Raw genomic sequence first — 14,403 nt, 5'->3', positions numbered from 1 at the left:
GCTTCAACGCACCGGCCGCGTAGAGCGTTCCGCCCGCCGCTGGCGAGCCGCCGCCCTCCGCGGGCCGCGGGGCCCCTGCACCGCGGGGCCCCCCGAGGACGCGCCGCGCCCGGACGCCCTCGTCGCGCGACGCTCAGTCGCGGAAGAGCAGCGCCTCGAGCTCGGCGCGGCGAGCCTCTTCGTCGTCGTCGAGCTCCGAGCGGGCCGCGAGCGCCCTCAGCTCCGCGTCGGCGGCGGCGAAGCTCGCGTAGTCGAGCAGCGGTTGGCCGCGCGCGAAGTACCCGTAGGTCTCCCGGTAGTCGAGATAGCGCTTGTGGACGCTCGGATCGGCCGCCACCGGCTCAGCCCGCGCGGCGCACGGACACGCGGGCGCCGGACGCCGCGGTGTCGACGGCGACCCGCCGCGTCGAGGCCGGCGTGCGGCGGCTCGCGCCGTGCAGCGTGGCCTGCTCCAGGATCGTCTCGCACAGGGTCGCGTAGTCGATGCCCGCCGAGGCGGCGATCTTCGGGAGCAGCGAGGTGGGGGTCATGCCCGGCAGCGTGTTCACCTCGAGGACGTACTCGTTCTCGCCCTCGGTCACGAGGAGATCGACGCGGCAGGCGCCCGTGCACCCGAGGGCCGAGGCCGCCCGCTCTGCGAGGTTCATCACGCCGCGCAGGCGCGTCGTGGGCAAGCGCGGCGGGCAGATGTAGTCGGTCGCGCCGGGCGTGTACTTCGCCTCGTAGTCGTAGAGACCGCTCTTGGGCACCACCTCGATCGCGCCGAGCACCCGGCCGCCGAGCAGCGCCACGTGCACCTCGGTGCCGCGGACGAAGCGCTCGACGAGCGCCGCGCCGTCGTGATCGAGCGCCGCCTCGATACCTGCCTCGAGCCCCGCCAGATCTTTGGCCACGGCGAGGCCCACCGAAGAGCCCTCGGACCGCGGCTTGACCACGACCGGGAACCCAAAATTCTCGTGCTGCGAGGCCAGGCCGACGAGCGTCTCGGCCGTGGCGACGAAGTACGGCGGGGTCGGAACGTTGTGCAGCCGGAAGAGCTCCTTGGCCTTCACTTTGTCCATCGCGAGCGCCGACGCGAGCACGCTCGAGCCGGTGTAGGGCACGCCCAGCAGCTCGAGGAGCCCCTGCACGCAGCCGTCTTCACCATAACGCCCATGCAGTCCTAGAAAGGCGACGTCGAGGTTCGCTCGGGCCACGCTCTCGGCGAACCGCTCGGGGCGGTCGAGCACGACGCGCACGACCTCGTGCCCCCGCGACTCGAGCGCGGCGGCGACGCCTTCGCCCGTGCGCAGCGACACCTCGCGCTCCGCGCTGGCGCCGCCCATCAACACACCGACACGACCGTGAACCTTCGTCATCGTCACACCTCGCGGGGCACGAAAGCAACTCTCGCGCCGCTCAGAACTCGGAATGATTCTCGCAATTTGTGCCCTACGGGGTGTCTCGAGAGACACTCGCAGAGTCGGGCCTGCCACACCCGACGGGGCGCTCCACGGAGAGACCGCCACCCACCTTTTCACCCCGTATCAACCTCGACACGGGAGGGGCAACTTTTTGGAGTCGCTCGCCGCGCTCAGTCGATCTCGACGAGGATCGCGGTGATGTTGTCCTTGCCGCCGCGCTCGTTCGCCAGGTCGATGAACCTGCGGACCGCGCCCTCTTGGCCGATGGCCACCGTGGGGCACACGTCCTCGTCCTTCAGATACCCGTGGAGCCCGTCGCTGCAGAGCAGGAAACGATCACCCTTCTGGAGCTCGACGAGGCCGGTGTCGACCTGCACGTAGTCGCGGTTGCCGACGGCGCGCGTGATGACGTTGCGGTGCGGCGAGCGCAGGGCCTCGTCCTGGGTGATGAGCCCCTGCTTGATCTGCCAGGCGATGAGGGTGTGATCCTCCGTGAGCTGCTCCACGGCGCCCCCGCGGGCGCGATAAATGCGGCTGTCGCCCACTTGGGCCGTGATGGCGAAGTCCCCGAGGATCAGGAGCGCGCTCACGGTCGTGCCCATGCCGCTCTTGCCGCGATCCATCTCCGCCATCGAGAACACCATGTACGTCGCGGCCTGGATGGAGCTTTCCATCACGCGGAACGCGGCGCGCACCATCGCCTCGTCGGGCGGGGCGACCAGCGGACGCAGGTTCGGGAGCCCGCGCTTCACCACGCCGTAGACGGTCTCGACGGCCTCCTGGCTCGCGATCTCGCCCGCGGCGTGCCCGCCCATGCCGTCGCCGACGATGTAGAGGCCGAGGCCGTCGTCGAAGAAATACGCGTCCTCGTTCGACTTCCGCTTCCGGCCTACGTCGGTGAGGCCATAGCCGGAGCGTTTGAAGTTATTCACGGCGGCCGGGTCCTGAGCGGTGCGCGGAGGCTCCATTTCGGTCAAGGTAACCCGACCACTGCGCGCGCGTATCCGAAATCGCCCGGCCGGGGCGTTTCGCGCGACCTGCGTCGCCACCGGCGGCCCGAGAACACGGTTAGGCTGACCGCGTGCCCCCCCCCACCGCCCGAAGGTCCCGCGCGGACGGCCTGCTGGCCACCGTCGTGCTCGCCACCATCGCGATGCTCGTCGTCGTGCTCCCGACCTGGCTGCTCGATGGCCTCTTGGCCGCGAACCTCGCGCTCTCCGTGGGCGTGCTGGTGGTCGTGCTGTACGCGAGGGAGCGGCTCACGCTCGAGGCCTTCCCCTCGGTGCTGTTGCTCACCACGCTCTTCCGGCTGGCGCTGAACGTGTCGTCGAGCCGGCTCATCTTGCTCCAGGGCGACGCTGGCGCCGTCATCCGCGCGTTCGGAGGGTTCGTCGTCCGCGGGAACGTGCTCGTCGGCGCGGTGATCTTCGTCGTGCTCACGATCGTGCAGTTCGTGGTGATCGCGAAGGGCGCGGAGCGCATCGCGGAGGTAGGCGCGCGCTTCTCGCTCGATTCGCTCCCCGGAAAGCAGCTGGCGATCGACGCCGAGCTGCGCGCGGGGCTCCTCACGGCGGAAGAGGCACGGGCGGGACGATCCCTCCTCGCCCGCCAGAGCCAGTTCTACGGCGCGATGGACGGCGCCATGAAGTTCGTCAAGGGCGACGTGATCGCGACCGTGATCATCGTCGGCGTGAACGTGGTGTTCGGCCTCGTCGTGGGCGTCTTGCAGCACGGCCTCACCGCCCAACAGGCCGCCGCAAAGTACGTGCTCCTCGCGGTGGGTGACGGGCTCGTGTCGCAAGTGCCGGCGCTGCTCCTCTCGACCGCCGCCGGAGTGCTCGTGACCCGCACCGCGAGCGAGGGCGACGGCTCGCTCGGCGACGATCTCGCCTCGCAGCTCCTGTCCTCGCCCCGCGCCCTGGCCACCACCGGCGTGTTCGTGCTGCTCCTCGGGCTGGTGCCCGGGCTCCCGCTCGCCCCGTTCCTCGCGCTCTCCGCGGCACTCCTGTTGGGCGCGCGCTGGGTGGCAGCGCGCCACCAGGGCCCCGCGGGCATCGCCTCGGCCCGCCGCTTCGTGCCCGTCGTGGCGCCCCTCGGAGTACGCGCGGGCCCCGACGCGCACGCGGCCGTCGCCGCGCCCCTCGCGGACGCGCTCGAGGCGCTCCGCGACCGCTTCTTCCGCGACCTTGGGGTGCCGCTGCCGCCCATCCCGGTCACGCTCGCGCCGGAGCTCAGGCCCTCCGAGGTGGTGCTCGAGGTCCACGAGGTCCCCGCATGGCGCCTCGACGCGCCCGACACCCGCGGCGACGCCCTCGCAGCGCTCGTGTCCGCGGTCGAGCGCGTCGCCCGCGCCCGCGCGCCCGAGCTGCTCGGGCTCCCCGAGGTGCACGCGCTGCTCGATGCCCTGGGCGAGCGCTCCCCCAGCGCGACCCGCGTGGTGCCGAAGCCGGTCCCCCACGCGCTGCTCCTCGACGTGCTCCGGTGCCTGTTGGCCGAGCATGTGCCCGTCCGCGATCTGTCGGCCATCCTGGAGGTCCTCGGCTCGAAGGCCGGACGTGAGGCCGATCCTCGCGTCCTCGCGGACGCCATCCGCGCCCACCAGCGCCGCGCCATGACGTTTCGCCTCACCCGCGGCGCGGCCGAGCTGCCCGTGGTGCTCCTCGATCCGCTCGTAGAAGACACCGTGCGCCGCGGCATCTCGAAGCACGGCGACGCCGCCACGCTCGCCCTGCCGCCCGCCCAGGCCCGCGACGTCATCGCCGCGGTGATGCGCGCGATCGGGGAGGCGCGCGAGGCGGGGGTACCGCCGATCGTGGTCGCGTCACCCGACGTGCGCCGCTTCCTCCGAGGTCTGCTCGACGTCGACGCGCCGGACGTGCCGGTCGTGAGCCACGCGGAGCTCACGCCGGAGCTCTCGCTCACGCCCCTCGCCCGCGCGCACCTGGGCGGGCTCGGCTGAGAGCGCCGCTCAGAGCTTCTGCCGCATCATCTTCGGGCGGGGCACGGCGCCGAGCTTCTGCACGAGGCTCTTCGCCTCTTTCTCGAGCAGCGGGTGGATCTTCTTCTGCCCCACGAACATGCCGAGGAGCTGGACGTTCATGTCGGCGAGCTTGCGCAGGGCCCGCCCCACGCCCTTCTGGTCGCTCAGCGCCGCATAGGCGAACGCGCGCGCGCGCCACATCTGAGGGCGAAGCTCTTCGTTCTCGGCGTCGTCGGGGTTGAAGAGCTCGAGCGTGTCGAGCGCCTTCTGAGCCTGCCCCGTGCGCGCCCAGGCCTCGCCGGCGACCGTCGCGAACATGACGCGGGTCTTGGGCTCCTGCTGCTTGCCGAGCTCGAGGTCCTCGACCAGCTTCTTGGCCTCGGCGGTCTCCCCGTGGGTGAGGTGGATCATGGCCCGCATCGCGCGCACTTGCCCGGCCACGGGCGCGAGCTGCTTGTCGAGATCGATGGACTCCAACGTGGCCTGCGCCTTTCGCGGGTCCTCCTGCATCTCCAGCTGGGCTCGCGCCAGGAGGGCCTGCGTGTCGCCCTTCTTGAACTGCTCGGAGATCGCCTTCAGCGCCTCCTTCCGACCGTCGTCCGTGTCGGCGCCACGGAGGATCGCGCTGAGCGCCTGGGTCTTCTTCACGTAGCGATCGAGCCACACGAGGACGCCCACCGCGGCGACGAGCACGACCCCGAACGCGATCTTCGTGTAGAGCCCGTACGGCGGCGGGACGATGAGCGAAACCACCCCGAGCACGCCGACGACGACGCCCACGCGAAGGTAGATTTTTCGCATCTGGAGGGGCGGAGGATCGGCCTTCGGCTTGCTCAGCTCCCGGACCTCGCGCTGGACCTCGGCCGGCGACTTCTTCTTGCCCTTCTTGGCCGCCTCCGCGCGCTCCATGCGCGCCGCGAGCCCCGAGCCGATCACCGCCGCCTTCTTCTCGGTCGCTTCTGCCACGCCCGGGCTCTACCCCCAAGGCGAACTGCAGGCAACCCGCACACGAAGGAATCGCCGCCTCAGGCGCCGCCGGGGCCCGCGCCCGCCTCCGCCCCGGGCAGGGGCGGCGGAAACTCGGACGGCCGCGGGTCCTCCGCGAACGCAGGATCAGAGGCGTGCGCAATCGCTCGAAAGTGCTGAAAAACACTCAGAGTTATTGACATACACGGGACCGCGAGCAGCGCGCCGGCCGTGTGAAAGAAGTGCTCCCCCACGAGCAGCGAGAAGATCACCAGCACGGGGTGAATCTTGGCCGCGTCGCCCATGATTTTCGGGTTCAGGAAGTTGGCCTCGATCTGGTGGATGCCGATGATCCAGAGCAGCACGAAGAGCGCCGTGCCCGGCCCCTGGGTGAGCCCCAGCGCGACCGCCGGCACCGAGCTCGCGATGCTCCCGAAGATGGGCACGAGCGAGAACACGGTGGCGATCAGCGCGACGATGGGCCAGTACTTGAGGCCCACGGCGGCGAACCCGATCGCCGAGAGCACGCCGTTCACGAGGCAGATGATGAGCTGACCCCGGACCACGCCGGAGAGGCCCCGATCGACCCGCGCGAGGAACGCGTCGAACGAGGGGCGGCTCGCCGGGCGCGCGAGCGAGCGGAAGGTGTCGACGACCCGCTCCCGCGTGAGGATGAGGTACGCGGCGAGCATGAGGGTGATGCCGAAGATGAAGATCACGCGGCTGATGCCGGCGACGATGTCGCGCCCGAGCTTGGCGAGCTCGAGGGCGTTCGAGCGCGCGTAGTCGAGGGTCCGCTTCAGGCTCGCGCTGATGGCCCGGTTGAGGTCGAAGCGGCCCTTCGGCTCGTCGTGCTGGGCCTGCACCACGTAGCCGTGCTCGTCCTCGGTGATGGCGACCCCTGAGCCCACCTCCAGGGCATACTTGCCCTCGCCCATGGGGCGCAGCACGATCGCCGGGCGCCCGTGCTCCGGTTGGCTCTCGGCGGAATCGTCCCCCTCGGCGACGAGGCCTGCGCCCTTGAGCTTCGCTTGAACGCGAGGCGCCCACTCGTTGTTCGCGCGCTCCGAGAGCGCGGGCAGCTCCTTACGAAGGCCGCCCAGCTCGCGCCCGATGCGCGGGGCGATCGCCCACAGGAACCCCGCGAGCGAGCCCAGCACGACGGCGTATGCGGCCACGATCGCGACGCTGCGGCGGAGCCCCTTGCGCTCGAACCACGCGACGAAGGGCGTGAGGACGTAGGCGATGACGAGGGCGAGCACGAAGGGCAGCAGGACCTCGCGCGCGGCCAGCACCACGGCGACCGCGGCGGCCGCCGAGAGCAGCAGAAAGAGCGGTCGCGTCCAGCTCGTTCGACCCTTCGACTCGGACATGACCCTCGGCTCCCTCCACTGCGCGGGCCAACGCGCGCGCGCACGAAACCACGAGCGCGCCTCGCTGGCGAGAGAAAGGCGCGCGCGCGGACCCTACAAAAAGCGACGGACCGCGCGGCTAGGAGGCCGCGCGGTCCACCGGCTCGCTGAGCGCGAGCTCGCGACTCAGTCTTCCTTGCGGTCGATGGTCAGGTTGCCGAGCTTCTGCTTGATGAGCTCGCCGATCGTGTTGCCCTTGGACTCGTCGCCCGCGGACTTCTTCGGCATCTTGGTCTCGCGCTTCTCCGCCTTCTGCGGAGCAGCGGCGGCCTCACCGATGCGCATCGACAGCGTGAGCCGGCGATCTTGCGTGTCGATATTCGCGATCTCGGCCGAGACGGCGTCGCCGATCTCGAGCGGCTTCGCGGAGCCGTCCTCGTTCGTGCCCTCGACGAGGTCGTTCGTGGGGATGTGCCCCTCGACGCCGTCGCGAATGCGGACGAACACGCCGTAGTCGACGGTCGAGATGACCTTGCAGTCGACGACCTTGGACGGCGGGAACTCCGAGAAGATCGTGGGCCACGGGTCGTCGAACAGCTGCTTGACGCCGAGGGACACCTTCTTCTCGTCGTGGTTGATCGAGAGGATGATGGCCTCGACGTCGTCGCCCTTGTGGAAGAGGTCGGCGGGGTTGTTGACCTTGGCCGTCCACGACAGGTCGGTCTTGTGGACCATGCCGTCCACGCCCTCTTCGATGCCGATGAAGACGCCGTAGTCGGTGATGCTGCGGACCTTGCCGGTGATCTTGTCGCCGGGGTGGTACTTCTCGGTGAAGAGCGTCCAGGGATCGGGCTCGAGCTGCTTCAGACCGAGCGAGATGCGCTTGGACTTCGCGTCGACCTCGAGGACCTGGCAGTCCAGCGCCTGACCGACCTCGAGGAGCTTCGACGGGTGCTTGACCTTCTTGGTCCAGCTCATCTCGCTCACGTGGATGAGGCCCTCGACGCCCGGCTCCAGCTCCACGAAGGCGCCGTAGTCGGTGATCGACATGACCTTGCCGCGGACCTTCTTGCCCGCCGGGTAGGCCTCCTCGGCGTGGTTCCACGGATCTTCCTGGGTCTGCTTGAGGCCCAGGCTGACGCGCTCGGTCTCGGGGTTGTACTTGAGGACCTTGACGGTGACCTCGTCGCCGACCTGGAACACCTCGGACGGGTGGTTGACCCGGCCCCAGGACATGTCGGTGATGTGGAGCAGGCCGTCGATGCCGCCGAGGTCGACGAAGGCGCCGTACTCGGTGATGTTCTTGATGACGCCGCGGACGACCATGCCCTCCTCGAGGGTCTCGAGGGTCTTGGCCTTGATCTCGTCGCGCTCCTTCTCGAGGAGGACGCGGCGCGAGAGCACGATGTTGCCGCGCTTCTTGTTGAACTTGATGACCTTGAACTGGTAGGTCTGGCCGATGAGCTTGTCCAAGTTCCGGATGGGCCGAAGATCGACCTGCGAGCCCGGCAAGAACGCCTTCACGCCGCCGCGGATGGTGACCGACAGGCCGCCCTTCACGCGCTGGCTGATGGTCCCCTCGATGAGCTCGTCGCGCTCGCAAGCGCTCGAGATCTCATCCCAGACCTTCATCTTGTCGGCCTTCTCCTTGGAGAGCATGACCAGGCCGTCGTCGTTCTCGCGGCTCTCGATGTACACGTCGATCTGATCGCCGGCCTTGACCGTGATCTCACCGGCCGCGTCGGCGAACTCGGAGAGCGCGATCATGCCCTCGCTCTTGCCGCCGATGTCGATGACCACGTTGTCGCGCTGCACGGCGACGACGGTGCCCAGGACGATCTCGCCTTCTTTGCCGAAGTCGCCGCTCTGGATGCTCGCTTCGAAGAGCGCCGCGAAGGAGTCCATGTCTCCGCCGGACTCGAGGATGGTTTCAGTGGACATTGTGTGAGGGGTACCCGTGATTACGTCCTCCGCAGGAGCGCGGAAGGACACCTTTCTCCCGGTCCAGAGGGCGTTTCGCCACCTGGGGGGATGGCCGGTGTAGACCACGGGGGCCCGCCCGTCAAAGGGGAACCTGAAAGTGAGCCCCGAAGGGGCAAACGAAGGGTGCGCGGGGGCCGAGGGGGGTAGAAGTCCCACACGGCGCGTAGACCGGGTTAGACCCTCGCGTCGCGTCGCGCGTAGTAGGGTATCTCACCTGCCGCCCGTCGCTCGCGTCGGCTCCGGCGGGCCGCCCGCTTCGCCCACCCCCGCCCCAAGCCGGGCGAGAACCCTGGAGATCCCATGCGCGTCGCACGCCCATCGCTCACTTCGCTCACTTCGCTTGGCACGCTCGCGGTCGTGGTCGGGTCGGCCTTCAGCGTCGCGTGCGGGCCCGTGACGACGACGTACGTCAAGTCGGACTCCGCCCTCGGGCGAATCATCGTCTACCGAAACGGCGTGGCCTATTACGAGCGCGAGGCGGTCGTCACGAACGACAGCCTCCGCCTGGTGGCGCCGAACGACAAGGTCGATGACTTCCTGAAGTCGCTCACAGTCATCGACTCGACCACCGGCAAGCCCGCGCCCGTCAGCTACCCGCACTCGGGAGGCTCCACGGTCGACCTCAAGGTGCACCTGCCGGGCACGGGCCCGCACAAGGTGAAGCTCTCCTACGTGACCGAAGCCCCCGCGTGGAAGCCCACCTACCGCATCCTGGTGAGCGGCGACGGCAGGCTCGAGCTCCAGGCGTGGGCCGTGGTCGACAACACCTCCGGCGAGGACTGGGACAAGGTGAAGCTCGGCGTCGGCTCGAGCTCGGCGATGGCGTTCCGCTTCGACCTCCGGGGGTTCCGCATGGTGCAGCGCCAGCAGCTCCAGGGCGAGGAGCTGTTCGCCGTGGCGCCGCCATCGGGTGGCTCGGTCTATGGCGGCGGCAACGAGCGCAACATGGGCGTCGCGGAGCTTTCGGACGACGCGCTGGCCGCGGCCACGAGCGGGCCTCGCGGCGACGAGGACCGGCGGAGAGTCGCGCAGACGGTGCAAGAGACGAGCGCCGACATGGTGGACAAGCCCGCCAGCGCGTCGATGGGCGCCGGGTACGGGCGCGGCTCGGCGGTGGGGTCACGCAAGCCGAGCTCACGCCCCGCCCCGGCCCCGACGATGCCCTCGGCCCCGCCGCCGCCGCCGCAGATTGCGCAGGCACAGAGCCAGATCTCGGGCCTCGCGAACCAGCTGCGGTCCAACAAGAACACCCTCGTGATCGAGGGGTTCTCGAAGCCCGGCGATCGCGACAAGGAGAGCGCCGCGCTCGACCGCGCCAACCGCGTGCGTGAGGAGCTCGTGCGGCAGGGCGTCGATCCGAGCCGCCTCGTCGCCGTCGGGAAGGACGCCCCGGGTCGCAGCGGCGGCGTGCGCTTCGTCCAGCAGGCCCCTCCACAGGAGAAGACGAAGGAGGCCCAGAAGCCCGCAGGGGGCGCCGCGGCCGCCCCTGCCGGGCCCGGCGAGCCCGTCGGCATGGCGCACTTCGAGAGCGACGTCGCGATGAGCGTGCCCAAGGGGAGCTCGGCGATGGTCTCGATGTACCAGGGCAAGACCGAGGGCAGCGTGGTGTACCTCTACGACCCCGAGAGCGAGCGCGGAAACAAGGACTTCGCGTTCAAAGCCGTCCGATTCAAGAACCCCACCGACTCGCAGCTCGAGTCGGGCCCGTTCACCGTGTACGGCAGCGGCCGGTTCATCGGCGAGGGCATCGGCGAGGGCATCCCTGCCCGGTCGATGGCGTTCGTCCCCTTCGCGCTCGATCGCCAGGTCCTGGTCGAGCGCACCGCCGACAGCAAGGACACCATCTCAAAGATCCTCACGGCCCAGCGCGGCGTGTTCAGCACCGAGACGAAGCACACGCGGAAGACCTCGCTCGTCATCCACAACCGCTCGGGGGACCGTGCCTTCGTGTTCGTGCGTCACAGCGTGCCGCAGGGCTACACGCTCGATCCCAAGCTCGCGAAGGCGGAGCGCGTGGGCCAGGCTTACGTCTTCCCCATCGAGGTGCCGGCCCACGCCAAGACGGAGCTCGTCATCGAGGAGACGACGCCCATCACGCAGACCACCGACATTCGCACGCCTCAGGGCCTCGAGATGATCAAGGCCTACATCTCCGCGGACCTCGCCGAGGGCCCGCTCAAGTCCGCCGTGCAGTCGATCGTGAAGGAGAACCAGGAGCTCGCGAACATCGAGCAGCGCAAGGCCACCGCGCGCGAGCAGCTCGGGGAGTACCGCAAGCGCATGGACGAGCTTCACGCTCAGATCGTGACGCTCAAGATGGTGAAGAGCGCCGGCCCCATGATGCAGAGCCTCGAGAAGAAGCTCAGCGAGGTGAGCGAGAAGGTCTCGAAGATGACCGTGCAGCTCGTCGTGCTCGAGGAGCAGGCGATGGTCGCGCGGATCCGCCTGCAGGACTCGATCGCGGAGCTCACCATGACGGACAAGAAGGACGACAAAGAGAAGAAGGACGACAAAGAGAAGAAGGACGACAAGAAGGCGCCCGCGAAGAAGGTCTGAGCTGCGGCGGGTCGACTACCGCGCGCCGGCGTCAGCGCGGGGAGCGTCGAGCGACTCCACGAGATCGCGCACGTCGAGCCCCTTCAGCGCTTCGACGATGCGCGCCGGCACCGCCACGCGGGCGCGAACGCTGCGGCCTTCGCGCACCACCGTGGCGTCGCCAAGCCACGCCAGCGCCCCCGAGAGGCGCCGCGCGAACGCGCGCACCACCCGCGAGAGCGTGTTCTCGGCCCACGCGGCCGCGTCGTCGTCCGCGTAGGTGAGCACGAGCGTGAGGCCCCCTCGCCCGGGACGCAGGACGAGGCGCACGTCGTCGAGCCTGCGCCCGATGCCGAGCTCGCCGTGCGCGAGGCGTGGCACGCGGGCAACCAACCGGGGCCCGTCGAGGAAGAGCTCGAGGAGGGCGTCGGGGTCGAAGGCGGGCGCCTTCCGCGGACGGCCGTCCGCGAGCGCGGCGCGCGCGCGCGGCACGGCGGCGCCGAACGAGACCACCCAGGTGCGCCTCGGGAGCACGAAGAGCGCGAGCGGCTCGTCCGCGTACCCCTCGTGCTCGGTCACCGGTCCGCGCGGGCGCCCCCCTCGAAAGAGGAGCTTTCCGTCGCCGTCGAGCAGCTTCTCGGGCACCAGATCGGCGCGCACGCCGCGAAGCGCGACGACGCCCGAGGCCGGCGCGAGCAGCGCCGCGTCCGTGGCCAGGTCGGACGACTCGTCGACGGCGATCACGAGCTCCTCGGCCGATTCGAAGGCCTCGAGCTCACGTGTTCCCGTGACCCCTCGGCTCGCCGCGAGGCGCGAGAGCGCGCTCACGAGGGGCCCGAACACTTCGTCGCGACGCAGGAGCGCCGGGCGCACGAGGAGCAGCAGCGGCGCCTTCGGATCGAGCGTCGCCGGGTAACCGACCTCGACCGGCGCCACCGCGGGGGCCGGAGGCCGGCGCTCGGCGCAGGACACGAGCGCGCCGCCCGCGCACGTCGCGACGAGCACGGCGGCGAGCGCGACGCGGCGTGCGCGACGGGCTCGACCCGCGCTCACGCCCCCGGCCACCGGGCGCGCACGGTCGCCAGCATGTGGGCCACGACGCCGTCGAAATCGAGCTCCGAGGAGTCGACCAGGACCGCGTCGTCGGCGCGGCGCAGCGGCGCGATCGCGCGGGTCTCGTCTTGGTGGTCGCGGCGCTTCACGGCCTCGAGCGTCTCCTCGAGGCTGGGCGCGTCGGGCCTCCGCGTGAGCTCGGCGTGGCGCCGCGCGGCGCGCACCTCGGGGCTCGCGGTGAGGAAGAACTTCACCTCGGCGTCGGGGAACACGACGGTGCCGATGTCGCGCCCCTCGAGCACCACGCCGCCCTCGCGCCCCGCGCCGCGCTGCAGCTCGAGCAGCGCCGCCCGGACGCCCGGGTGCACGGAGACCTCGCTCGCGCCGAGGCCGGCCTCGGGCGAGCGGATCGCCTCCGACACGTCCTCGCCCTCGAGCAGCACCCGCATACCGAGCGACGCGTCGCGCTGAAAGACCAGCGCCGAGCGTGCGAGCAGCCCCTCGGCGAGCGTCGTCACCTGGACTGCGTCGCCGAGCGGCAGCTGGGCGCGGGTCGCCGCGAGCCCCACGGCGCGGTAGATGGCGCCGGTGTCGACCAGGACATACCCAAGCGCTTTCGCCAGGTTACGCGCGACCGTACTCTTCCCTGCCCCCGCGGGTCCATCGATCGCCACCACGGGTTTCGCGCGCGCCACGAGCGAAGCCTTAGCCGACCTCCTCGCGCGTGAAAAGCTCGATGCGTCGTTCGCGCTCAGTCCGACTCGACGGCGATCTCGGCGCCGAGGGCGCGCATCGTGCCCACGAACCGCGGGAAGCTCGTGGCGATGCAGGCCACGTCGTCGACGCGGCAAGGGCCGTCCGCGAGCAGGCCGAGGAGCACCGCGGTCATCGCGAGGCGATGGTCGCCACCGCTGGCGACCCGGCACGCGCGGAGGGGGCCTTCGACGCCCTCGACCTCGAGCCCGTCGGCGAGCTCTTCACAGGGCACCCCAAACGCACGGAGGATGCGGCACAGCTCGCGAATGCGGTCGCTCTCTTTCACGCGGAGCTCGGCGGCGTCAATGACTGTCGTGCGGCCTTGGGCCCGGGTCGCGAGGGCGCAGAGCGCCGGGAGCTCGTCGATGGCGCGGGGCACCCACTCGCCGCCGACCCGCACGGCCAGCAAGGCGCGGGCGGGGTCGTGCCACGCGTGCAGATCGGCGACCGGCTCACCTCCGCGATCGCCGAGCGGGCGGACCTCGAGCCCCGCGCCCATGTCGCGCGCGATCTCGAGCAGGCCCGCGCGCGTCGGATTCGTGCATACTGCACGCACAGAGACCCGCGAGCCGGGCACCAGCTGCGCGGCCACCACGAGGAACGCGGCGGCCGAGGGATCGCCCGGGAGGTCGAGGTCGAAGGGGGGCATCTGCCCTCCCCAGCCCGCGGGATCGATCGACACCAGCGAGCCCACGGCCTGCACCGGCACGCCCAGCGTCGAGAGCAGTCGCTCGGTGTGGTCGCGCGAGACGTGCGGCTCGTGGATCACCGTCTCGCCGTGCGCGAACAGGCCGGAGAGCAAGAGCGCGCTCTTCACCTGCGCGCTCGCGATGGGCGACTCGTAGCGCAGCGCCGAGAGCGGCGCGTCCTCCGGGCAAGGTCCCACACGCAGCGGGGCCGTGACCTCGCCCGCCCGGGACGGGTGCGGCGTGCCAGACAGGGTCCCGCCGCGCGCGCGGAGCGGCTCGATCACGCGCGCCATGGGGCGGCCCGAGAGCGAGCGATCGCCGACGAGCGTCGTCGCGAAGGGCTGGCCCGCGAGGAGGCCCGCCAAGAGCCGAAGCGTCGTGCCCGAGTTGCCACAGTCGAGGGGCGCCGTAGGCTCGCGGAGCCCAAAGAGCCCGGTGCCACGCACGCGCACCACCCGCGAGCCAGGCTCGAGCCCCTGGACGTCGATCCCTAGGCCCTGGAGCGCGCGCGCGGTCGCGAGGTTGTCCTCGCACCTCGAGAAGCCGCGGAGCTCGCACGTGCCCGTGGTGAGCGCGGCGACGAGGAGGGCCCGATGCCCGATGCTCTTGTCCGACGGGGCCGGGACGCTGCCATGGAGCGGGGACTTCTGGGGCGAGATCAGGAGGGAGGGCATTCCGCCGCGGAC

At 70.6% G+C, this 14,403-nt stretch carries 11 protein-coding genes; 2 read left to right on the top strand and 9 right to left on the bottom strand.

From position 1 onward, the window contains the following. Nucleotides 1-133 precede the first annotated feature (133 nt). The 3 genes from IPQ09_05240 to IPQ09_05230 all read right to left on the bottom strand — a co-directional run bounded on the left by IPQ09_05240 (nucleotide 134) and on the right by IPQ09_05230 (nucleotide 2,371). Nucleotides 134-337 carry a hypothetical protein gene (locus tag IPQ09_05240; GenBank protein ID MBL0193625.1) on the bottom strand — a complete coding sequence of 68 codons (204 nt, stop codon included), beginning with the start codon at nucleotides 335-337 and terminating at the stop codon, nucleotides 134-136. Nucleotides 338-341: 4 nt separating this feature from the next. Beyond that, nucleotides 342-1,358, bottom strand: coding sequence for a D-alanine--D-alanine ligase (locus IPQ09_05235; GenBank protein ID MBL0193624.1), 1,017 nt, complete (start codon nucleotides 1,356-1,358; stop codon nucleotides 342-344). Nucleotides 1,359-1,573: 215 nt separating this feature from the next. After that, nucleotides 1,574-2,371 (bottom strand): serine/threonine-protein phosphatase, encoded by a 798-nt coding sequence (locus tag IPQ09_05230; protein MBL0193623.1) that lies wholly within the window; start codon nucleotides 2,369-2,371, stop codon nucleotides 1,574-1,576. A 113-nt stretch (nucleotides 2,372-2,484) separates the two neighbouring features. Between IPQ09_05230 and IPQ09_05225 the strand changes: the two genes are divergently transcribed. Continuing rightward, nucleotides 2,485-4,362 carry an FHIPEP family type III secretion protein gene (locus IPQ09_05225; protein MBL0193622.1) on the top strand — a complete coding sequence of 626 codons (1,878 nt, stop codon included), beginning with the start codon at nucleotides 2,485-2,487 and terminating at the stop codon, nucleotides 4,360-4,362. A gap of 9 nt (nucleotides 4,363-4,371) precedes the next feature. Here IPQ09_05225 and IPQ09_05220 read toward each other — a convergent pair whose 3' ends face one another. The 3 genes from IPQ09_05220 to IPQ09_05210 form a co-directional block, all read right to left on the bottom strand. Next, on the bottom strand, nucleotides 4,372-5,349 hold the full coding sequence (locus tag IPQ09_05220) for a hypothetical protein (GenBank protein MBL0193621.1): 978 nt from the start codon (nucleotides 5,347-5,349) through the stop codon (nucleotides 4,372-4,374). Nucleotides 5,350-5,408: 59 nt separating this feature from the next. Next, the gene (locus IPQ09_05215) at nucleotides 5,409-6,722 is read right to left on the bottom strand and encodes an AI-2E family transporter (GenBank protein MBL0193620.1); all 1,314 of its coding nucleotides are present in this window, start codon (nucleotides 6,720-6,722) and stop codon (nucleotides 5,409-5,411) included. A 165-nt stretch (nucleotides 6,723-6,887) separates the two neighbouring features. Continuing rightward, a complete protein-coding gene (locus tag IPQ09_05210; GenBank protein ID MBL0193619.1) occupies nucleotides 6,888-8,606 on the bottom strand; it encodes a 30S ribosomal protein S1 in 1,719 nt (572 codons plus the stop codon). Between the two features lie 378 nt (nucleotides 8,607-8,984). On the opposite strand from IPQ09_05210, the gene IPQ09_05205 reads away from it, so the two are divergent. Continuing rightward, nucleotides 8,985-11,240: a DUF4139 domain-containing protein gene (locus tag IPQ09_05205; protein MBL0193618.1), complete on the top strand. Its 2,256-nt coding sequence runs from the start codon at nucleotides 8,985-8,987 to the stop codon at nucleotides 11,238-11,240. Between the two features lie 15 nt (nucleotides 11,241-11,255). On the opposite strand, the gene IPQ09_05200 is transcribed toward IPQ09_05205, so the two are convergent. From IPQ09_05200 to aroA, 3 genes are read right to left on the bottom strand one after another with little or no spacing between them, the layout of a single operon-like run. Then, nucleotides 11,256-12,272, bottom strand: a complete 1,017-nt coding sequence (locus IPQ09_05200) for a hypothetical protein (GenBank protein ID MBL0193617.1) — start codon at nucleotides 12,270-12,272, stop codon at nucleotides 11,256-11,258. Further along, the gene (locus IPQ09_05195; GenBank protein MBL0193616.1) at nucleotides 12,269-12,967 is read right to left on the bottom strand and encodes a (d)CMP kinase; all 699 of its coding nucleotides are present in this window, start codon (nucleotides 12,965-12,967) and stop codon (nucleotides 12,269-12,271) included. The genes IPQ09_05200 and IPQ09_05195 overlap by 4 nt, the downstream gene beginning before the upstream one ends. A 56-nt stretch (nucleotides 12,968-13,023) precedes the next feature. After that, nucleotides 13,024-14,391 carry a 3-phosphoshikimate 1-carboxyvinyltransferase gene (gene aroA / locus IPQ09_05190; protein MBL0193615.1) on the bottom strand — a complete coding sequence of 456 codons (1,368 nt, stop codon included), beginning with the start codon at nucleotides 14,389-14,391 and terminating at the stop codon, nucleotides 13,024-13,026. Nucleotides 14,392-14,403: the final 12 nt, after the last annotated feature.

It is taken from the genome of Myxococcales bacterium, from assembly GCA_016720545.1.
GTDB lineage: Bacteria > Myxococcota_A > Polyangia > Polyangiales > Polyangiaceae > JAAFHV01.
Note: the sequence above shows the minus strand (reverse complement) of the source record. Positions and strands in the feature narration are given on the sequence as shown.

Bases quoted from the DNA above. Each gene is read 5' to 3' on its own strand.
- IPQ09_05235 (MBL0193624.1), bottom strand. From the start codon at position 1,358: ATGACGAAGGTTCACGGTCGTGTCGGTGTGTTGATGGGCGGCGCCAGC.
- IPQ09_05230 (MBL0193623.1), bottom strand. From the start codon at position 2,371: ATGGAGCCTCCGCGCACCGCTCAGGACCCGGCCGCCGTGAATAACTTC.
- IPQ09_05215 (MBL0193620.1), bottom strand. From the start codon at position 6,722: ATGTCCGAGTCGAAGGGTCGAACGAGCTGGACGCGACCGCTCTTTCTG.
- IPQ09_05210 (MBL0193619.1), bottom strand. From the start codon at position 8,606: ATGGACTCCTTCGCGGCGCTCTTCGAAGCGAGCATCCAGAGCGGCGAC.
- IPQ09_05205 (MBL0193618.1), top strand. From the start codon at position 8,985: ATGCGCGTCGCACGCCCATCGCTCACTTCGCTCACTTCGCTTGGCACG.
- aroA (MBL0193615.1), bottom strand. From the start codon at position 14,391: ATGCCCTCCCTCCTGATCTCGCCCCAGAAGTCCCCGCTCCATGGCAGC.